16 protein-coding genes are annotated in these 20940 nt (G+C 66.3%); 11 read left to right on the forward strand and 5 right to left on the reverse strand.

The features are described from left to right. Positions 1–13 precede the first annotated feature (13 nt). Entirely contained in the window at positions 14–2896 is a 2883-nt protein-coding gene (locus tag A3AS_RS0113190) for a winged helix-turn-helix domain-containing protein (protein WP_018318052.1), read from the reverse strand. 332 nt (positions 2897–3228) lie between these two features. On the opposite strand from A3AS_RS0113190, the gene A3AS_RS0113195 reads away from it, so the two are divergent. Next, positions 3229–4215, forward strand: coding sequence for a helix-turn-helix domain-containing protein (locus tag A3AS_RS0113195; RefSeq protein ID WP_018318053.1), 987 nt, complete (start codon positions 3229–3231; stop codon positions 4213–4215). A gap of 124 nt (positions 4216–4339) precedes the next feature. Here A3AS_RS0113195 and A3AS_RS0113200 read toward each other — a convergent pair whose 3' ends face one another. The 3 genes from A3AS_RS0113200 to A3AS_RS0113210 all read right to left on the reverse strand — a co-directional run bounded on the left by A3AS_RS0113200 (position 4340) and on the right by A3AS_RS0113210 (position 7459). Next, entirely contained in the window at positions 4340–6661 is a 2322-nt protein-coding gene (locus tag A3AS_RS0113200; RefSeq protein WP_018318054.1) for a molybdopterin guanine dinucleotide-containing S/N-oxide reductase, read from the reverse strand. 295 nt (positions 6662–6956) lie between these two features. After that, positions 6957–7268, reverse strand: coding sequence for a hypothetical protein (locus A3AS_RS49010; protein WP_018318055.1), 312 nt, complete (start codon positions 7266–7268; stop codon positions 6957–6959). Beyond that, positions 7265–7459, reverse strand: coding sequence for a hypothetical protein (locus tag A3AS_RS0113210; protein ID WP_018318056.1), 195 nt, complete (start codon positions 7457–7459; stop codon positions 7265–7267). The genes A3AS_RS49010 and A3AS_RS0113210 overlap by 4 nt, the downstream gene beginning before the upstream one ends. Before the next feature lie 87 nt (positions 7460–7546). On the opposite strand from A3AS_RS0113210, the gene A3AS_RS0113215 reads away from it, so the two are divergent. Beyond that, complete coding sequence (locus tag A3AS_RS0113215; protein WP_018318057.1) at positions 7547–8062, forward strand: ferritin-like domain-containing protein; 516 nt, start codon at positions 7547–7549, stop codon at positions 8060–8062. 96 nt (positions 8063–8158) lie between these two features. Here the strand turns inward: A3AS_RS0113215 and A3AS_RS0113220 are convergent, their stop codons facing one another. Beyond that, positions 8159–9016, reverse strand: a complete 858-nt coding sequence (locus tag A3AS_RS0113220; protein ID WP_018318058.1) for an SDR family oxidoreductase — start codon at positions 9014–9016, stop codon at positions 8159–8161. A gap of 229 nt (positions 9017–9245) precedes the next feature. Here A3AS_RS0113220 and A3AS_RS0113225 point away from each other — a divergent pair, with 229 nt between their 5' ends. From A3AS_RS0113225 to A3AS_RS0113265, 9 genes are all read left to right on the forward strand, one after another. Beyond that, on the forward strand, positions 9246–10496 hold the full coding sequence (locus tag A3AS_RS0113225; protein WP_018318059.1) for an ABC transporter substrate-binding protein: 1251 nt from the start codon (positions 9246–9248) through the stop codon (positions 10494–10496). Positions 10497–10621: 125 nt separating this feature from the next. After that, the gene (locus A3AS_RS0113230) at positions 10622–11449 is read left to right on the forward strand and encodes an AraC family transcriptional regulator (protein ID WP_018318060.1); all 828 of its coding nucleotides are present in this window, start codon (positions 10622–10624) and stop codon (positions 11447–11449) included. 193 nt (positions 11450–11642) lie between these two features. Then, positions 11643–12653 carry a branched-chain amino acid ABC transporter permease gene (locus A3AS_RS0113235; RefSeq protein WP_018318061.1) on the forward strand — a complete coding sequence of 337 codons (1011 nt, stop codon included), beginning with the start codon at positions 11643–11645 and terminating at the stop codon, positions 12651–12653. A 1-nt stretch (position 12654) separates the two neighbouring features. Beyond that, the gene (locus A3AS_RS0113240; RefSeq protein WP_018318062.1) at positions 12655–13737 is read left to right on the forward strand and encodes a branched-chain amino acid ABC transporter permease; all 1083 of its coding nucleotides are present in this window, start codon (positions 12655–12657) and stop codon (positions 13735–13737) included. Continuing rightward, positions 13730–14512 (forward strand): ABC transporter ATP-binding protein, encoded by a 783-nt coding sequence (locus A3AS_RS0113245; protein WP_018318063.1) that lies wholly within the window; start codon positions 13730–13732, stop codon positions 14510–14512. The genes A3AS_RS0113240 and A3AS_RS0113245 overlap by 8 nt, the downstream gene beginning before the upstream one ends. Continuing rightward, on the forward strand, positions 14505–16715 hold the full coding sequence (locus tag A3AS_RS0113250) for an ABC transporter permease (protein WP_018318064.1): 2211 nt from the start codon (positions 14505–14507) through the stop codon (positions 16713–16715). The genes A3AS_RS0113245 and A3AS_RS0113250 overlap by 8 nt, the downstream gene beginning before the upstream one ends. Before the next feature lie 3 nt (positions 16716–16718). Next, a complete protein-coding gene (locus A3AS_RS0113255) occupies positions 16719–17552 on the forward strand; it encodes a phosphoenolpyruvate hydrolase family protein (protein WP_018318065.1) in 834 nt (277 codons plus the stop codon). A 26-nt stretch (positions 17553–17578) separates the two neighbouring features. Beyond that, a complete protein-coding gene (locus A3AS_RS0113260; RefSeq protein ID WP_018318066.1) occupies positions 17579–20491 on the forward strand; it encodes a flotillin family protein in 2913 nt (970 codons plus the stop codon). Positions 20492–20500: 9 nt separating this feature from the next. Further along, a complete protein-coding gene (locus A3AS_RS0113265; protein ID WP_018318067.1) occupies positions 20501–20938 on the forward strand; it encodes an SRPBCC family protein in 438 nt (145 codons plus the stop codon). The last annotated feature ends 2 nt before the right edge of the window (positions 20939–20940 follow it).

Below are 20940 nucleotides of genomic sequence, written 5' to 3' on the forward strand. Positions count from 1 at the left end.
CTGTTCGGCTTGATCAGGCGGAAGGCGGATTCAGCATGAGCCGTGCGGCCCTGAGATTGGCGGTGTCGAACCCCTCGGTGAACCGCGCATAGGTCTTGGCAAGCTGTTGGCGCGGATCTCGTACACCCTGCCGCTCGCGCAGCCGCGCCAGCGACATCTCGGTTCGCAGCCGCCAGGACAGCGCGCCCTGTTGCTCGGCGAGCTCCGCCGATGCGACAAGGCTTGCCTCGGCCGTGTCCAGGTTTCCACTCTGCGCCTCGAGCTCTCCGCGCAGACGCAGCAGCTCCGGCATGTCGAAGGCACCTCCTTCCTGCTCGACGCGGTCGATGGTCTCGTGCAGGACCTGAGCGCCTTCCGCCAAGCGCCCCAATGAGACCAGCCCGGAAGACAGATCCGCGGCGAATGCCGACATATAGAGCTCGTAGCGATCCGCGTGCAGACGCGGAAGCGCGCTCCGCAACAAGTCGATGCCGCCAATGGCCTCGCCATGGGCGATCATGGTCTGCGCCCGAAAGCCGGTCGCAACGGCCTCATAGGGGACGAGCCCGTGCATACTCGCATGCGTCGCCAGGCGAGCGCTCATGGTCTCGACGGCGGACCAGTCGCCGACCCAACCGAACACCGAGGCGGACCAGCACAGCGCGATACAATGCATCACCACGTCGCGCGGCGCTGACGCGCCGACGAGCGGGAGGACGCATTCGAGCGCGCGATCGGGATAGCCGCGCAGCCACAACACGCGTGCCAGCGGAATCTGCGGCGTGCGCGAATAGGCGAAATGTCCGGGTTGCGTGCCCCGCAGCGCCGCGTCGTCGCGCATGCCCTCGTCGAGATGAGCTTGCGCCTCGGCCTGGTCGCCGGCGAGGTGATAGGACACGCCGAGAAGCGCTTTGCTGCCGGCAATGCCCGCGGTATCGCCGATCAGGCGCGCAATCCGCTCGGCGTGACGCGCAGTCGGCACCAGATGCCGGTAGCCGCCGGTCCGGCGATAGAACATGTTCAGTCGCGATAACAACCTGAATGTGTTGGCGTGGTCGCCGATCGCCTGCGCGATCTCTAGTCCGCGCCGGAGCGCCGCTTCCGCCTGCTCGCTGTTGCGCTCGGTGAACATGAAGGCGTGACCGAGCGTCGACTGAAGCTCGAGCTCCCATCGGCCGCCACGATCGGCGTCGTCGAGCATCGCGAGCGCGCGATCGGACCAGATGCGCGCCTCATTCAGCAAATTCAGCTCGACGAACAGGCCCGTGCAACTGCCGGCAAGCGGCACGCGCAAATCAGCGCCGTCATCATTGGCGTAGCTCCAGGCCAGCGCCGCGCGGGCATCGGCGAGCAGGCCCGCGCGCTCCTGCGAGCGGAACACCTGGCCGCTGCCACCCTGCGCCGTCAGCCCGGCTTCGAGCGTGCGTTGAACATAGCAAGCGTGACGGCGCGCGATGACGCTTGCCTCACCGCCATCCGCCAGCTTCTGCATGGCATAGGCACGCGTTGCGTCCAGCAGGCGATAGCGCCGCGATGCGCCGTCCGGCTGCGAGGACACCAGCGACTTGGCCACGAGCTGCTCCAGCGCGTCGATGACGCGTTCCTCCGGCGTTTCCTCCTCGGCCGCCACCGCTATTGCGCCTTTCAGGGTGAAGTGACCTGCGAAGACCGCGAGCCGCTGGAACACGTTGCGCTCGTTCTCGCCGATCAAGCCGAAACTCCAGTCGAGCGTGGCACCGAGCGTCTGCTGCCGCGGCGGCGCCGTTCGCCGCCCGCGCCATTCGAGCTGCAGGCGGCTGTCGAGCAGCGCCGCCATCTCGCGCAGCCCGTAGAGCCCGACGCGCGCGGCGGCAAGTTCGATCGCGAGCGCGATGCCGTCGAGCTTGCCGCAGATCTGCACCAGGACTTCCGCATCCTCGTCGGTGAGATCGTCGCGGTGCCCCGCCGCACTGGCGCGGTCGACGAACAGGCGCGCCGCCGGATAATTCAGCACCTCGCCGGCGCTGAGGCGCGTGCCTTGCGGCGGGCCGGGCAGCGGAGCAAGCTCGAAAATCTGCTCGCCGGCCACCAGCAGCGACTCGCGGCTGGTGGCGAGGATGGCAACGCCGGGCGCCTCGCGATAGATGTCTTCCGCGAGACGCGCGACCGTGTCGATGACGTGCTCACAGCTATCGAGAACGAGGAGCAGCCGCCGCCCGCGCAGGAAACTGACGATGCTGCCACTCGGATCATTGTGATGCACGACGAGACCCAGCGCGGCGGCAACCGTGCTCGCCACCAGCGCGGCGTCCTTGAGCGGTCCGAATTCGAGGAAATGGACGTTGCCCTCGAACCTGTCGCACAGGTCATGCGCGAGCGCGACCGCAATGGTGGTCTTGCCGATGCCGCCAGGCCCTCGCAGCGTAACGAAACGATCGCGGAGCAAGCACGGCGCCAGCTCGGCCACGATTTCGTCCCGTCCGACCATCCGGTCCAAACGATGCGGCAGAGACGGTGACGACGTCGCCTTTTCGGCTGGTCGCGACGTGAGCGACGGCGGCTCCGCGCGTGGACCACGCTGCACCGGCGCGACGAAGCAATAACCCCGGCTCGGAATGTTGGTGATGTAGCGGACGCCGTCCTTGCCGTCGCCGAGCACCTTGCGCAGCTCCGCGACATGAACCCGCAGGCTGATCTCCTCGACGGAGAGGCCGGACCACGCGTAGCTGAGAATCTCGTTCTTTGGCACCACCTCGCCGGCACGGCTGACAAGCAGGCGCAAAATATCCATCGCACGGCTGCCGAGCTTGACTGGCACGCCGTCCTTCTCCAGCAGCCGCGACCGCAGCGAGAACGGCCCGAACGAGACGGCATCGAGATCAAGGATTGTTCCGGCGCCGCCGCTGCGGGAGCCATGTCCTGCCGAGAGGTCGGTCACATCTTGCTCATCTTGACGACTGCTTCCTCGAAACGCGCAGGGACTATACCCGGCACCGATGCGAGGTCCAGCGAAGGGCCTGCGCGCCACGCGATGCTCCTTGAGGTCCCCTCAAACAGGGGCAGCCGGGCAAATCTCTGACAAATTGGACTTAATCAAACGTCTGCGGCGGGCTGTCGCACCTGGTGCACGCGCACAAAATCTAACAGATCCTAATCACCACTAACGGGCGTCCTGGCCAACTCACGCCTATCCTCCGAGCATGGACAGCATTGGGTTTGCGCGTTTTGCCGGTCGTTGCAAACCGCGGCAAAGCCAGGAGAGGACGAGCGATGTCGAACAATTTGCACGCGGCCCATGCCTGGATCGATTTTCCGGCCGACTCGCGGGATCACGAGGTGCTTCGCCCGACGCAGGTGATCGCCAGGGAGAGCCACTGGCGTCAGATCGATCGCACTGTGGACGACGCGATCCAGGACATCACGATCTCGCGATGGGAGGACTCGCGGAGCAGCTCGTCGCACGAAACGACGACGCCGGACGATCGCTATTTCATCGGCATCGCCCTGAAGACCACGCGCGCGAAGCTGACACGGGACCGCCAGATCATTTTCGACGGCACCATGCCGGCGGGGACGCTCTATGTCACCGCTCCGTCGAAATCTCTCGGCGTGCAATTCCAGTCGCCATGCGCCTTCCTCCACGTCTACATCTCCACGGATCATCTTCCGGCCCATGTCGTTGCGGCCGACGGGCTCAATGACCTCGTGCTGCTGCGCGATCCGCTCGCCGCCGAGCTTGCCAAGGCGCTGATCGAGCAAAGTGATGCCGCAGACCGGCATTTCACACAGTGCATCGGCCAGACCCTGGCGATGCATCTCACCCGGATCGAGTTGCCGCGCGCCAGGGTCAATGCCTTGCCGAAATGGCGGCTGCGGCGTGTCGAGCAATATATCGCCGATCATTTCCACCGCGGCATCAGCCTGTCCGAGCTTGCCAATGTCGCCGGCCTGTCCCGGATGCACTTTGCGGCACAATTCCGCGCCGCGACCGGTTACCGTCCCCGCGAATATCTGCTCAATCATCGCACCGAGCAGGCGAAGACGCTGCTTGCAAGCACCGAGCGGCCATTGGCGGAGATCGCGCTTGCCGTGGGCTTCAGCACGCAGGCGCATTTCTCGACCGTGTTCAAACGCATCAGCGGTCAATCACCGGCGCGCTGGCGCCTCGCCAGCAGGGGTGAGCGGCTCGAGGTCGAAGCGCCGCCGCGGCGTCGTCCTTCCCCGCAGATTGGTTGGACCGCCAGCGCCGCGGCCTAGGCATCCGGCGGCTCGCGCCCTCCTCCTCCCGGGGCCGGCGAGCCTCTCGGGGCCGTCCCTGCTCCCACACAGGACGGCCCCATTTTCTTGGCGCAACGCTGCGCTCCATCCGGGCTACGACACCCTACACCGGATCGAACGCGCGGATCGGCGGCAGATTACCGGTGAACTTCTCCACCTCGACCACCGTCAGCTGCCCGGTGCAGCCTTGCGCGAACGACGAGGTCCCGATGTCGCGGGTGAGCACGTTCGGATTGCCGTGAACGCAGAGCGGCGCCTCGTCTTCCGGATCCATCGGATCGTACCAGGCGCCGGTCGGAAGCTGCACCACGCCGGGCGCGATGCCCTCGGTGAGGTGGACCGCGGCAAGGCACGCACCGCGATCGTTGAACAGCCGGATGATGTCGCCGTCCTTGATGCCGCGCGCGTCCGCATCGCGCGGGTTCATCCGTGCGACCTCGCGGCCGCGATGTTTCGAGCCAAGCGAATGCCCGCCGAAGTCGAGCTGGCTGTGCAGCCGCGTCACCGGCTGGTTGGCGACGAGGAAGCACGGCGCCCCGGGCCTGGGCATGTCGGTCTTGTCGAGCCAGACCGGATGCCCCGGACAATCCGCATCACCATGGCCGGCGATCTTCTGCGAGAAAATCTCGATGCGCCCGCTCGGCGTCGGCAGCGCGTGATTGACCGGATCTTCACGGAAGCGGCGCAGCCGTCCGCCGTCATCGGGCTGCTGCGGAACGACCAGGCTGCCGCGCGCCCAGAACTCGTCGAAGTGAGGGGCTTCCAGGCCACGCTTGGCGAGCGAGGCGCGGGTCGGCTCGTAGAGATGCTCGAGCCATTGCCGCGAGGTGCGTCCCTCGGTGAAGGGCTCGCGGGCCCCCAAACGATCGGCGAGATCGGCAAAGATGCCGTAGTCGTCGCGCGAAAGCCCGAACGGCTCGGCGATCCGGTGCATGGCCACCATGAGGGGGTCGTTGCTGGAATAGCCGATGTCCTCGCGCTCGAGCGTCATCGTCGACGGCAGCACGATGTCGGCATGACGGGCGGTGGCGGTCCAGGCAAGCTCATGCACGACAAACGTATCGAGTTTCGCAAATGCCTTGCGCAGGCGATTGATGTCCTGGTGATGATGGAAGGGGTTGCCGCCGGCCCAGTAGACCATGCGGATGTCCGGATAGGTCCGCGTCTCGCCATTGTAGCGATAGGTGCTGCCCGGCTTGAGCAGCATGTCAGCGATGCGCGCCACCGGAATGAAATCGGCGACGCCGTTGCGGCCCTGCCCCAGCGTCGGCCCCGGCACGTCGTTGACGCGGCGGCCGTAATAGCCGATCGCTCCGAGCGAATAGGCGTAGCCGCCGCCGGGAAGGCCGATCTGGCCGAGCGCCGCCGCCAGCACCATGCCCATCCATACCGGCTGCTCGCCATGCTCGGCGCGCTGCAGCGAATGAGAGACGGTGATCAGTGCGCGCTTTCCGGCGAGCCGGCGCGCCAGCTTGCGGATCGTCTCCGCCTCGACGCCTGAGATCGCGGCGGCCCACTCGGCATGCTTTGCCTGCCCGTCGCTCTCGCCGGTGAGATAGCGCAGGAAGACCGGCCATCCCTCCGTGTAACGATCGAGGAAGGCCTGGTCGTGCAGGCCTTCGCTGACCAGCGTGTGGACGAGGCCGAGCATCAAGGCGGTGTCGGTGCTCGGCACGCAGGTCATCCACTCCGCGCCGGCCTCGACGGGCAGGTCTTCGCGAAGCGGGCTGACCAGGATGAACTCGCAGCCGCGCCTGCGGGCCGCCGCCATGGCGCCGCGCTCGACATGCTTGCTGATCGAGCCGCCGGCCACCATCGAGTTCTTCAGCGCCATGCCGCCGAAGGCCAGCACGATGTCGGTGTGATCGGCGATCTGCTCCCAGGTGACGTTGCGCTTGGTGATGTCCTCGTAGCCGGCGAGGATTTGCGGCAGCAGCACCGAGGACGCGCCGGAGGAATAGGAGTTCACCGAGCGCACATAGCCGCCCATCGCGATGTTGAGGAAGCGATGCACCTGGCTCTGGGCGTGATGAAAGCGGCCGGCGCTCGACCAGCCATAGGAACCGCCGAACACAGCGCCAGGCCCGCTTGTATCGCGGATGCGCGACAGCTCGTCGCCGAGCAGGTCAAGCGCCTTCTCCCAGCTCACGGAGACGAATTCGTCGCGGCCGCGGCGATCGTCGGGACCCGGCCCGCGCTCGAGCCAGCCGCGGCGGATCGCCGGCTGGGATATGCGCGCCTGATGGCGGAGAGCACCAGGGAAATTGTCGATGATGCCGTTCGGATCGGGGTCGCCCGCATAGGCCCTGACCTCAAGCCCGGCCGCGCCCTGACGCGCGGAAAACACGCCCCAATGCGAGGTGTGCGGCTTGAAGCCATCCGACAGGTCGAGACCGGGATCGGGAAAGCCAATAGTATCGTCCATCGCGTGATCCTTGTTCCGGCGTCCGGCCTGGTAATCGGGGTGGTAATATACCGATCCGATCGTGAGGTCGTCGAGATCAGCGATGACGGAAACGCTGGGCTGCCCCGCGATGCCAGAGGTCGTTGCAGGAGGCGTTCGCCCAAGCCCGGAGCTATCGGCCGCACCGCGAGGAACGAAAGGCTCAGCGGTTTCAAAGGTGCCGCGGAGCGCCCGGGATCGATCTGACCACAACTATTCGATTAAAGGGGGGACCACGACAGTTTGGCTTCGGCCCAAATCCGCCTGAGGCTCGGCATCACTCCCCTGCGCAGCAATCCACCAACAGCTCCCAGATCCGCTGCGCCTCGCGTCTCTCGTGGCTTTCCGGCACCTTCTCGGCGCCGGACCGACCATAGCCGGCGATGGCGCGCGCTTCACGCGGCACGATCCACCGTTCCGAGATCGGGTCGTACCATTTTCCGATGTTTACCTCAGTCACGGCGATCGACTCACAAATTTTCCAACGGTCGAGCGATGCGCCTCCCGCGGCCCCATGCGAACCATTCGGCGACGCGTCACTCAGTTTACCAATCAGCGGCGCGTACGATCGTTCCACCCGCTGCATCATCCCGGCCGGGCCGGATGAAGCGTGCGCGGATGGCGCTCGTGCAGCAGCCGTGCGAGCTCCTCGCGCTCGCTCTCGCGTCCCTTCATGGCGGACTCGAACAGCGCTTCCTGGATGTCGCGAGGCATGTCGCCCCACACGTCCATCGCCGCACGTCCGAGCAGGCCTGCAAGATGATCAATTCCATCGCTCATTCGGCTCTCCCGATCTGCACACGGGAATGGAACAGCTGCGGCCGCGCAGCGTTCCAGTGTCATCATTGTGAAAAGGAGGCGTCTTTTATGGGATTCTTCACTAAGGACATCAAATCGATGGAAGACCTGCTGCTGCACGGGCTGCAGGACATCTATTACGCGGAGCAGCAGATCCTGAAGGCGCTGCCGAAGATGATCGACAAGGCGACCAACAGGGATCTCGCCGCCGGCCTGAAGGCTCATCTGGACGAGACCAACAAGCAGGTCGAACGGCTCGACAAGGTGTTCGCCAAGCTCGGCAAGGAGCCCAGCGGCACGCAGTGTCCGGCCATTGACGGCCTGATCGAGGAAGCCGACGCGACCGCCGGCGAGATCGAGGACAAGGCGGTGCTCGATGCCGCGATCGTGGCCAACGCGCAGGCCGTGGAGCACTACGAGATTTGCCGCTACGGCACGTTGATCGCCTGGGCGGAAGAGCTCGGCCACGACGACATCGTGCGCTTCCTCACGACCAATTTGAACGAAGAGAAGGCGGCCAACACCAAGCTGAACACGGTGGCGCTCCGCAAGGGAGTCAACGCCAAGGCGTCCAACGCCGCCTGATCGATCTGCTGGCCAGGACGTGGGGGCCCGGCCTCCGGCGCCGCCACGGTTCTTGCGCTGCTCTCAACGTCGCAGACGCTGACGAGGCGCATCCAATCAGATGAACGGCTTCCCGCCGGTGACGGCCAACGTGGCCCCCGACGTGTAGCTCGAGAGCGGATCGGCCAGCATGACGTAGGCGGTTGCGAGCTCGGCCGGCTGGCCGGCGCGCTGCATCGGGACCTGCTTGCCGAAATTCTTGACCCTTTCCTCCGACATCGTCGACGGGATCAGCGGCGTCCAGATCGGACCTGGAGCGACGGCGTTGACCCGAATGCCCTTCTCGGCGAGCATCTGCGCCAGCCCACCCGTGAAATTCTGGATGGCGCCCTTGGTCGTGGCATAGGCCAGCAGCGTCGGGTTGGGCATGTCCGAGTTCACCGACGCCGTGTTGATGATCGCAGCTCCCGGCTTCATATGAGGGACCGCAGCCTTGGTCAGATAGAACATGGCGTGGATGTTGGTCGCGAACGTACGCTGCCACTCCTCGTCGCTGATGTCGGCGATGTCCTTGAACGTGGCCTGATGGGCCGCATTGTTGACGACGATATCGATGCCGCCGAGCTCGTCGACGGTGCGACGCACGATGCCGCGGCAGTGCTCGGGATTGCTGATGTCGCCGGGAATCAGGACGACCTTGCGTCCGGCCTGCTCCACCAGCGCCTTGACCTCGGCTGCATCCTCGTCCTCGTTCAAATAGGAGATGACGATGTCGGCGCCCTCTCGGGCATAGGCGATCGCAACCGCGCGGCCGATTCCGCTGTCGCCTCCGGTGATCAGCGCCTTTTTCCCGGCCAGGCGTCCGGCGCCCTTGTAACTCTCCTCGCCATGATCGGGACGTGGATTCATCGCACGCGTCGAACCGGGCATCGGCTGCTGTTGCGAAGGATAAGGCGGCTTGGGGTATTCGATCATGGACAACTCCAGCAATTTGCTCCGCTAACGGAGCCCCGCCGGAAGCGTTCCTGTGACCGTCTGTTGCACCGCGAAACCATTTGCGCCGCACCATTCAAAAATGAGACTGCCCGTCAAACCAAAGGGGGCGCCAACGCATGCACCGCATCCGACTTCGGTTAGCTTTCCCATCAAAGCCGCGGGCGGAGAGCCACGCGGCGACAAAAGACGACACACAGGGAGGAGCACAATGTCGAAATGCAGTGTGGGACTGCTCGCGCTGAGCAGCTTGTTTCTTTCAAGCGCAGCGATCGCCCAGGAAAAAATCAAGGTGGGCGTGACCGCAACCCTCGAAGGCACGTACACGGTGCTCGGCGAGGACGGCATGCGCGGCCACCAGACGGCCCTCAACGTCCTTGGCAAGAAGGTCGGCGACAAGGAACTCGAATTCATCGTCGCCTCGACCGACGCGACGCCGGACAGCGCGGTACGCGCCGTGCGCAAGCTGATCGAGCAGGACAAGGTGCAGATCCTGCTCTCGCCGCTCTCCGGCGACGAGGGCATCGCGGTGAAGAACTTTGCGAAAACCCATCCCGAGCTGACCTTCATCAACGCGGCCTCCGGCGCGCAGGAAACGACCTATGTCGATCCCGCCCCGAACTTCTTCCGCTACAACATGGACGGCGCGCAGTGGCAGGTCGGCCTCGGCAAATATGCCTATGAGGAAAAGAAGTATCGCAAGATCGCAACCGTGGGCGAGGACTATTCGTTCATCTACACGCAGGTATTCGGCCTCGTGCTCGAGTTCTGCGGCGCCGGCGGACAGGTCACCAACCGGCAATGGGTGCCGCTCGGCACCAAGGATTTCGCCTCGGTGATCGCCGCACTGCCGGACGATGTCGACGCGATCTATCTCGGGCTTGGCGGCGCCGATGCCGTCAACTTCCTCAACCAGTACCAGCAGGCCGGCGGCAAGGCGCATCTGATGGGCGGTTCCATCATGATCGACCAGACCATCCTGTCGTCGAAGGGCAACGCCAAGAACGCCCTGGTCGGCACCATCGCGGCGAGCGGCCAGGCCGATACCTGGGAGGATCCGGGCTGGCAGAAATTCGTGAAGGCCTATCAGGACGCTTTCCCGCCCAACAAACGCTTCCCGAGCCCGTCGCTGCTCGCCACCAACTATTATGACTCGACCATGGCGCTGATCCTGGCGCTGCGTCAGGTCAATGGCGATCTCTCCAACAACCAGGCCAAGTACAAGGAAGCCCTCGCCAAGATCGAGATCGATGCGCCGAACGGCAAGATCAAGCTCGACTCCAACCGCCAAGCGATCGGCACCAACTTCGTCACCGAGGTGGTCGACGACGGCAAGGGCGCGCTGTTCAGCAAGGTCGTGAAGGTGATCCCAAACGTGAACCAGACACTCGGCTACGACCCGGCCGTATTCTCCAAGATCGGGCTGCCGAGCCGCACCGTGCCGGAATGTAAGAAATACTGACGCATCACCCCTGCGATGCGCAACCCGGGGAGCGACTTGCTGACGCGGTCGCTCTCCGCTCTTGCAATCTCGTCGGCGTTGTTGAACGCTGAGCGAAAAGACAAGAACATTCGGGAGGGGAAGGCATGAGCCGTGCGCTCGCCGTCTTCCACGGCCGGTTCGGCCGGGCGACGGTTTATCAGTTGAACCGCCCTTTCAATATTCACGCCCATCGTGAAGGTCATCTGATCTTCCATGTTGGCGGCATGCCCGCATGCATCGACGTCTCCGACGGACACCACGATCTCAACGAGACGTCCGTCGTCGCGGTCAATCCCTGGGAGCCGCACAATTTCCTGCCCGCCGATCTCGACGGCGGCGCGATCTTCTTCGTGCTCTATGTCAACGCCGAATGGTTTGCGCCTGATGCCTCCGGCACCCACCGGATGCGTTTCGGCCGCACCCAGTTCCGGCGCACGCCGGCGCTGGACAAGCACATCAGGCGGACGGCCGCGCTCGTGTGCGGCGCACCATCACTCTCCAGCCTGGATTCCGAGCTGCGGCGGCTGATCGACATCTGTTACGACGAAAGCTGGCAGCAGGCGGAGATCGCGCGCGATCCACGCGCAAACGGCTCCGTCACCGATTTCCGCGTGCGCAAATGCATCAAGATGATGTCGGAGAGCCCCGGCGCCGAGATCGAGCTCGATACGATCGCGCGGGAATCAGGACTGTCGCGACCGCATTTCTACCGGCTGTTCCGCGTCCAGACCGGCGTGACGCCGAACCTTTATCTCAACACGCTGATCATGGAACATGCGCTCGAAGCGCTGGTGGCGAGCGAGACGCCGATCGCCGATATCGGCTTCGATCTCGGCTTCTCGTCGCAGAGCGGCTTCACCCGCTTCTTCGCCGCCAATGTGGGAATGGCCCCGACCGATTATCGTCGCGCGGCCAAGATTTTGCGCGCCTGAGCGGGCCACGAAAAGATACTCACAATCAAACGTCGTCCTCGCAGCCCCGCTAGGATGCGGGCAACGCGATCCCGAAAGAGGGTCGCGACCGACGGGAGCGCACGTTCATGGCGAGGCTAGCGGCCGGCGCAAGGCTGCCTGACCTGTATTTGGTGGGCCTTCGGGATGCGCCCTGGCCAAGCGGGTGGCGCACATGAGCCGCTTTGTCGAACGCCACCCGGCCTGGGCGCTGATCTCGATCATTGCCATTGCCGTCGCGCTCTGGCTGGTCTTCGCGGTCTGGCCGCCCGGCCTCGAAGAGGCCATCGGCCGCAAGCGCGTCTTCCTCAACGCGGTCTTCAACGGCATCACGCTCGGCGGACTCTACTTCCTCGTCGCCAGCGGATTCACGCTGATCTTCGGCCTGATGCGCAACGTCAACCTCGCGCACGGCTCGCTCTATCTGTTCGGCGGCTATGTCGGCTACGCCATCAGCACGGCGACCGGCTCCTGGCTGCTCAGCTTCATCGTCGCCTTCATCCTCACCGCCCTGGTCGGTGTCCTGCTCCAGTTGATCGTATTCCGCCGGATGGAGGGCCAGGACCTCAGGCAGACCATGGTGACGATCGGGCTCTCGATCGTGTTCGCCGATCTCATGCTTTGGGCCTGTGGCGGCGACTTCTACCAGATCCAGACGCCGAACTGGCTGATCGGCCCCATCGAGCTGCCGCTGGTCACGGCGATCAAATCATCGGGCGAGCCGGTCTATCTCCGGTATCCCCTGGTGCGGCTGGTGATCTTCGCCGCCTCCGTCGTGATCGGCGTGGTGATGTGGCTCGCGCTCAATCGCACCCGCGCCGGCATGATCATCCGCGCTGGCGTCGACGACCGCGATATCCTCGCCGCGACCGGGGTGCGCATCCAGCTCGTTTTCGTGGCGGTGTTCGCGTTCGGTGCGGGACTTGCGGGCATTGCCGGCGTCGTCGGCGGCACCTTCCAGTCATTATCCCCGGGCGAGGACATCCGCTTCCTGCTCGCCTCCCTCGTCGTCGTGATCGTGGGCGGCATGGGCTCGATCCCCGGCGCGGCGCTGGGCGCGCTGATCATCGGCCTCGCCGAGCAGCTCGGCTCGGTCTACATCCCGACCTATGCCATCGTCGTGACCTTCCTGATCATGGTGCTGGTGCTGGCGATCCGGCCGCAAGGCCTGTTGGCGAGGCGCTGACATGTCGCTCACCCACGATGCCCGCATTGCCGTTCGTCCCGCCGATGTCGCGCAGCGCCCCGCGCGGACATGGCCGGAGATCAACAATCCCGCCGCCTGGATCGTCGCGATCATTCTCCTGATCATGCCGCTGATCGCGAGCGGCTTCTTCCTGATCGAGATCTTCGCGACCACGCTGATCCTCGGCATCATGGCGCTCAGCCTGATGTTCCTCGCCGGCTATGGCGGCATGGTCAGCCTGATGCAGCTCACGATCGCGGGTTTCTCGGCCTACATGGTCGCCGTGTTCGGCGTCAGCGGCAACGCCAATATCAGCCTGGGCTGGCCGTGGTGGCTCGCGGTGCCCATGGCGCTGGCGCTGGCGACCGCCTTCGGCACGCTCGGCGGTGCGCTCGCGGTGCGCACCGAAGGCATCTACACCATCATGATCACGCTCGCGATTGGAGCTGCCTTCTATTATTTCACCAACCAGAACTGGGCGATCTTCAACGGCCATACCGGCATCAACACCGTGGCCACGCCGCACTTCTGGGGCGTGAACTGGCGCGCCGACATTCCCTTCTATTATGTCGTGCTCGCGGTTGCCGCGCTCTGCTATTTCGCGGTCGAATATATCTCGCGTGCCCCCTTCGGCCTTGCGCTGCAGGGCGTACGCGACAATCCGCGCCGCATGGCGGCGCTCGGCTTCAACGTCAATGCGCACCGTGTCGCCGCCTATGCCTTCGCCTCCTTCGTGGCCGCACTTGCCGGCGTGCTCCAGGTCTGGAACTACCGCCAGATCTCGCCGGGCTCGGTCAGCGTCGGGGCCTGCATCGACGTGCTGATCATCGCCGTCGTCGGCGGCATCACGCGTCCGATCGGCCCCTTCATCGGCGCGCTGATCTTCGTGCTGCTGCGCACCTTCGCGCTCGACTTCCTGGTCAGGCTCGGCCTCGACGGCAACCGCTTCCGGCTGCTGATCGGGCTCGGGTTCCTCGCCATCGTGTTCTGGTCCTCGGACGGCGTCATCGGCCTATGGCAGCGCTGGCGCCAGAGCCAACGCTCCCGCACCGACCGCCAAAGCGGAGGACGCGGTCATGGATAGCGTCGCGCAGCGCCTCTCGGCCGTCGGCGCCGGTGCCGCGCTGGAGCTGCGCGGCGTGACAAGGCTGTTTGGCGCGCTCGCGGCGCTGACCGACGTCACCATCACCGTGCGGCCCGGCGAACGCCGCGCCGTGCTCGGCTCCAACGGCGCAGGCAAGACCACGCTGTTCAACTGCATCACCGGCGACTTCGCGCCCTCCTCCGGCACCATCCGCTTCTTCGGCGAGGACGTCACCCACTTCCCGCCCTATGAACGCATCCGCCGCGGGCTGCGCCGGACCTACCAGATCTCAGCGTTGTTCCCCGGCCTCACCGTGCAGGACAATGTCTATCTCGCCTGCCGCGGCGTCTCGCGCGGGCGCTTCTCGTTTCTGCGTCCGGGACAGAACGATGCCCTGATGCATGCGGCCGACAACCTCGTCCAGGCCGTGCATCTGGCCGCCGTGAAGGACCAGCGCGTCGCCGAGCTCGCGCACGGCCAGCAGCGCCAGCTCGAGATCGCGCTCGCGCTCGCCGGCGCCCCGCGCTTCGTCCTGTTCGACGAGCCGGCCGCGGGCCTGTCGCCGACCGAACGGGCCGAGCTGATCGAGATCCTGACCTCGCTGCCGGCGCATATCGGCTACATCATCATCGAGCACGACATGGACGTCGCCTTGCGCGTCGTCGAGAGCGTCACGATGATGCACAACGGCCGCATCTTCAAGGAGGGCCTGCCGGAAGAGATCCAGTCCGACCCCGAGGTTCAGGAGCTTTATCTCGGAGGCGGCCATGAATGAGGCCCGCCGCTCCGCCGCCGCGCTCGAGGTCCGCGGGCTCGACGTCTATTACGGTCACTCGCACGCCCTGCAGGGCGTCGACCTGACGCTGGAGAGCGGCGTGTTCTCCGTCGTCGGCCGCAACGGCATGGGCAAGACCACGCTGTGCAAGGCGATCATGGGACTGGTCGGCGTCAGCGGCGGATCGATCCGTGTTCGCGGCGAGGACATCACGCGGCGGCCTTCCGCCCAGATTGCGCGGCTCGGCGTCGGCTACGTGCCGCAGGGCCGCCGCCTGTGGCGCTCGCTCAGCGTCGACGAGCATCTGCGGCTGGCCGGCGGCATGCGCTCCGGCGCCTGGACCGTCGAGCGCATCTACGACACCTTCCCGCGCCTCGCCGAGCGTAGGGACCACGGCGGCGGCCAGCTCTCCGGCGGCGAGCAGCAGATGCTGGCGATCTCGCGCGCGCTGCTCACCAATCCGCATCTGTTGATCATGGACGAGCCGACCGAGGGGCTTGCGCCCGTCATCGTGGCGCAGGTCGAGGAGATGCTGCTGCGGCTCGGTGAGGACGGCGACATGTCCGTGCTGGTGATCGAGCAGAACATCGGCGTCGCCACCGCGATCTCGCGCAACGTCGCGATCATGGTCAATGGCCGCATCAATCGCATCATCGACTCCGCGCGGCTCGCCGCCGACCGCGAGCTCCAGCAGCGCCTGCTCGGCGTCGGGCTCCACGCCGAGCTCGAGCCGGATCTCGAGATCTCAGTGTCCGGCCCGGACACAAAACCGGTGCCGGCGCCGCGCCGCGACGGGCCGATCCGCATCTACGTCTCCAACCCAACGCTGCCGACGCGATGGTCGCAGCCGGTGCCGATCGCCCGCATCGAGGCGGCGGCGCGCACACTCTCGACCCAGGTCGCGCGGCTCGACGAGACCGCGCGGCGCAAGCGCGAGCCGCTGGCGGCGCAGACCGCCGGCCCGCCCGTCGTGCTGGTCGTCGGCACGCTCGACACCAAGGGCCTCGAGCTGCGCTTCATCCGCGACATCATCGCCGAAACCGGCCTGCGCACGCGGCTGGTCGACGTCTCGACCAGTGGCAAGCATTCCAGCTGCGATGTCTCCGCGCAGGAGATCGCGCTCAACCACGGCCGCGGCGGTGCCGCGGTGTTCGGCCCCGACCGCGGCGCTGCCGTGACCGCGATGGCCGACGCGTTCGCCAGCTGGCTGCGGCGCCAGGGCAATGTCGCCGGCGTGATCTCGGCCGGCGGCTCGGGCGCGGCGTCGCTGGTTGCCCCGGGCATGCGCGCGCTTCCCGTCGGCGTGCCGAAGCTGATCATCTCCTCCGTCGCCGCCGGCGATGTGGGGCCCTATGTCGGTCCGGCCGACATCACGATGATGCACTCGGTCACCGACGTGCAGGGGCTGAACTCGATCTCGCGCGCGGTGCTCGCCAACGGTGCCAATGCGCTCGCCGGCATGGTCAAGGCGCGGCTGGATGTGCGGGCCGCGACGGCGCGGGAGGCCGGCGGCCTGCCTGCGGTCGGCATCACCATGTTCGGCGTGACGACGCCGGCGGTGCAGAAGATCGCCGCCGATCTGCGCGACGATTTCGAGTGCCTGGTCTTCCATGCCACCGGCGTCGGCGGCCGCTCCATGGAGAAACTCGTCGAATCCGGCCAGCTCGCCGGCGTCATCGACCTCACCACGACGGAGGTCTGCGATCTTCTGATGGGCGGCGTGTTTCCGGCAACCGAGGATCGCTTCGGTGCGATCATCCGCACGCGTATCCCCTATGTCGGCTCGGTCGGCGCACTCGACATGGTCAATTTCGGCGCGCCCGACACCATTCCCGAGCGCTATCGCGGCCGCAAATTCCACGTCCACAATCCGCAGGTGACGTTGATGCGGACGAGCGTGGAAGAGAACGAGCGCATCGGCCGGTGGATCGGCGAGCGCCTCAACCAGATGGACGGCCCGGTGCGCTTCTTCCTGCCCGAGGGCGGCGTCTCCGCACTCGATGCGCGGGGCCAGCCGTTCTGGGATCCGGACGCCGATGCCGCGCTGTTCCGCACGCTGGAGCGCACCGTGCGGCAGACCGGCAATCGGCAGCTCATCCGCACGCCCAAGAACATCAACGATCCCGACTTCGCCGCCGCCATCGTCGGTGCGTTCCGAACCCTGTTCGGCCGCACCGGCACGCGGCGGAGACTAGCGAGGTGAGCGATGCCAAGGTTTGAACGCGCAGCACTCCTGAGGCGGTTCCGCGAGATGGCGAAGCGCGGCGAGCCGATCGTCGGCGGCGGCGCCGGCACCGGGCTGTCAGCCAAATGCGAGGAGGCCGGCGGCGTCGATCTCATCGTGATCTACAATTCCGGACGCTACCGCATGGCCGGGCGCGGCTCGCTCGCGGGCCTGATGGCTTACGGCGACGCCAACGCCATCGTGCTGGACATGGCCGGCGAGGTGCTGCCCGTAGTCACGAAGACGCCGGTGCTCGCGGGCGTCAACGGCACCGATCCGTTCCGCGACATGGACGCGTTTCTCGACCAGCTGAAGGCGCTCGGATTTGCCGGGGTGCAGAACTTTCCGACCGTCGGCCTGATCGACGGCACGTTCCGAGCTAATCTCGAAGAGACCGGGATGTCCTACGCGCTCGAGATCGACATGATCGCCAAGGCCCACGACAAGGACATGCTGACGACGCCCTATGTGTTCAGCGAGAAGGAAGCGGCCGCGATGGCGATCGCCGGCGCCGACATCGTCGTCTGCCACATGGGGCTGACGACCGGCGGGTCGATCGGCGCGCAGACCGCGTTGAGGCTGAAGGATTGTCCGGCGCAGATCGACACCTGGGCCTCCGCCGCGCTCAGCGTCAACCCGGATATCCTGGTGCTGGCGCATGGCGGCCCGATCGCTGATCCCGCCGATGCCGATTTCATCATGAAGAACACCCGCCATTGCCACGGCTTCTACGGGGCCTCCTCGATGGAGCGGCTTCCCGTGGAGCGGGCGCTGACGGAGCAGGTACGTCAATTCAAGGCGATCGGCGCGCGGTAACGCCTGAAGGTTCGAGGGAGGAAAAGATGTCGGGGATGTTGGTCGGTGAATTGATCCTCTGGCTGATCGTCGCGGTCGTCGTGATCGTGGTCGGCGTCTATATTGTGAACTGGCTCTACCATCGCTCCTCCAAGGAGACCTCGTTCGTCCGGACCGGCTTCCTCGGTGAGCGCGTGGTGATCAATGGCGGCGCCTTCGTGCTGCCGTTCATCCACGATTACACGCCCGTCAACATGAACGTGCTGCCGATGGGCATCGTCCGCTCCAGGCAGGACGCCGTGATCACCCGCGACCGCATGCGCGTCGACATCGAAGCCGATTTCTATGTCCGGGTGCAGCCGACCCGCGAGGCCGTCTCGATCGCGGCTGCCACGCTCGGCCGCCGCACCATGGAGCCCGGGCAGCTCCATGCGCTGCTGGCCGGCAAGTTCATCTCCGCGATCCGTTCGGTCGCCTCCGAGATGACCATGGAGGAGATGCACGAGCGGCGCGGCGACTATGTCGTGCGGGTCAAGACCAACGCGGCAGAGGCCCTCGCTCAGAACGGCCTCGAGCTGGAATCGGTCGCCATCACCGATCTCGACCAGACCGATCTCGAATTCTTCAACCCGTCGAACCGGTTCGACGCCGAAGGCCTGACCCAGCTGATGCAGGACATCGAGGCCAAGCGGAAGCTGCGCAACGACATCGAGCAGGATTCGATGATCAAGATCCGCGCGCGCAATCTGGAGGCCGAGCGGCAGGCGCTGGAGATCGAGCGCGAGAGCGAGACAGCACGCCTGGAGCAGGAACGCGACATCGAGATGCGCCGTGCGCTTCAGCGCACGGAAGTGGCCCGCGAACGGGCGCTGCGCGAGACCGAGGCCGAGCAGGCGCAGATCTCCGCGCGCGAAGCCATCGAGCGCGCCCGCATCGCCAACGACCAGGCGATCGCGGAAGCCCGCATCGCCTCGGAGCGCGAAACCCGCCAGAAGGAGATCGAGCGGACCCGCACCATCGAGGAGAAGGAGCTGCTGGCGCGCGAGGAGATCGAGAAGACCAGGATCGCCAACCAGCGCTCGATCGACACCACCCGCATCGCATCCGAGCGCGACGTGCGTCAGCGCGAGATCGAGCGGATGCGGACGGTCGAGGAAGCCGAGATCGCCGCCCGCGAAGCCATCGAGAAGGCGCGGATCCAGCAGGACCGCGTCGTCACCGACGCCCGCATCGCCAACGAGGAGGAAACCAGGCGCCGCGAGATCGAGCGCACGCGTGCCGTCGACGAGGCCGAGATCGCTGCCCGTGAGGCGACCGAGAAAGCCCGCATCGCCCAGACGCTGATCGTCAATGTCGAGCGCATCTCTTCCGACGAGCGCACCCGCGCGCTGGAGATCCAGCAGGTGCGCACCATCCAGGAGGCCGAGATCGAGGCCCAGCGCGCGGTCGAGGCCGCCCGCATCGCCCGGGAGCGGACGCTCGCCGCCGAACGCATCGCCGCCGAGCAGAACACGCGGCAGCTGGAGATCGAGCGCAACCAGGCGCTCGACGTCGCCGGCATCGCCGCGCGCGAGACCACGGAGGCCAGCCGGATCGCTCAGGAGGAGCGCGTGCGCTCGCTGGAGATCGCCCGCAACCGCGCCGTCGAGGAGGCCGACATCGCCTCGCGCGAGGCGATCGAGGCGGCCCGCATCGCCCAGGAGAAGGCGGTCGCGGCCGAGCGGATCCAGGCCGAGCGCGACACCCGTTCGCTCGAAATCGAGCGCACCGGCGTGCTGGAGGCGGCCGAGCTGAAGCGGCGCGACGCCATCGAGCGCCAGCGCATCACGGTCGACCTGGCGCTCGAGGCCGAGCGCATCAACTCCTCCAAGAAGCGCGAAGTGCTCAACATCGAGCAGAAGAAGGCGATCGAGATCGCCGACGAAGACCGCGTCATCGCGCTGTCGACCAAGAAGTCCGAGCGGATCGACGCCGACCGCCAGGTCCGGCAGGCCGAGATCGTCGCGCGCAAGGAGGTCGAGACCACCGACGTCTCGCGCGAGCAGGCGCTGGAGGCCGCCCGCATCGAGCGCCGCCGCGCCATCGAGCAGCTCGAGGTCGCCCGCGTGCAGTCCCTGCAGGAAGCCGAGATCGCCTCCCGCGAGGAAGTCGAGCGCGCCCGCATCGCCTCCGATCGCGGCCTCGACGAGGCCCGCGTCGGCCGTGAGCGCGAGCTACGCAAGCTCGAGGTCAACCGCGAAAAGGACGTCGAGACTGTGCTGATGGAAAAGGCCATCGCCATCCATCAGAAATCGCTGGAAGAGTCCGCGGCCCGCGCTGCCGCCGAGGAAGCGCGGATGCGCGCGACCGAAGCCACCGAGCGCGTCATCACCGCGCGCGAGAGCGAGATCGCCAAACGGCGCAAGACGGTCGAGGTGCTGCTCGCCGAGAAACAGGCCGAGGAGACCCGGATCGCCGCGGAAGCTGAGCGCGTTCGCGCGGCCGTCGAGGCGGAAGCGCAGCGGATGCTGAACGAGGCCGAGAACGTGCTGACCGATCAGGCGCGCTACTCGCTGTTCCGCCGCAAGCTGCTCGACCGGATCGAGGGCATCGTCCGCGAGAGCGTCAAGCCGATGGAGAAGATCGAGGGCATCCGCATCCTCCAGGTCGACGGCCTCAACGGCAACGGCCATGGTGGCAATGGCGGCCGCAGCGCCACCGACGAGGTCATCGACTCGGCGCTACGCTATCGCGTCCAAGCGCCGCTGATCGATTCCATCCTGTCCGACATCGGCGTCGAAGGCGGCAGCCTCGCCAAGATGCCGGGCCTGATCCGCGAAGCCCGCGACATGCAGGGCATCAAGGACTCCGCCCGCAAGAGCGGTGGTGGCGGAGGTGGCGGCGACAAGCCGGCGGCCGCCCCGCCCGCGGCCGAGGGCGGCGAGCCGCCGGCGGAGCGCGGGCCGCGGAAGAAGAGCTGAGGTCGCGCCATGGCCCGCGTTTACGTCTCCACTGTCGTCAATGCCCGCAACGACCGCGTCTGGGCGCGGGTGCGCGATTTCAACGGCCTGCCGAACTGGCATCCGGCCATCGCCGAAAGCCGCATCGAGGGCGGCGAGCCCGCCGACAAGATCGGCTGCGTCAGGGATTTCCGCCTGCGCAACGGCGACCGCATCCGCGAGAAGCTGCTCGGCCTCTCCGACTACGACATGTTCTGCACCTATTCGATCCTGGAATCTCCGATGGGCGTCGAGAACTATGTCGCAACCCTGCGGCTGACCCCCGTCACCGACGGCGACCAGACCTTCATGGAATGGACCGCCGAATTCGATTGCGCGCCGGAGCGCGAGACCGAGCTCGTCAGCAATATCGGCGGCGGCGTGTTCCAGGGCGGATTTGATGCGCTCAAGCGCGTTTTCGGAGGCTGACC

The organism is Bradyrhizobium sp. WSM2793, from assembly GCF_000379585.1.
Taxonomy (GTDB): domain Bacteria; phylum Pseudomonadota; class Alphaproteobacteria; order Rhizobiales; family Xanthobacteraceae; genus Bradyrhizobium.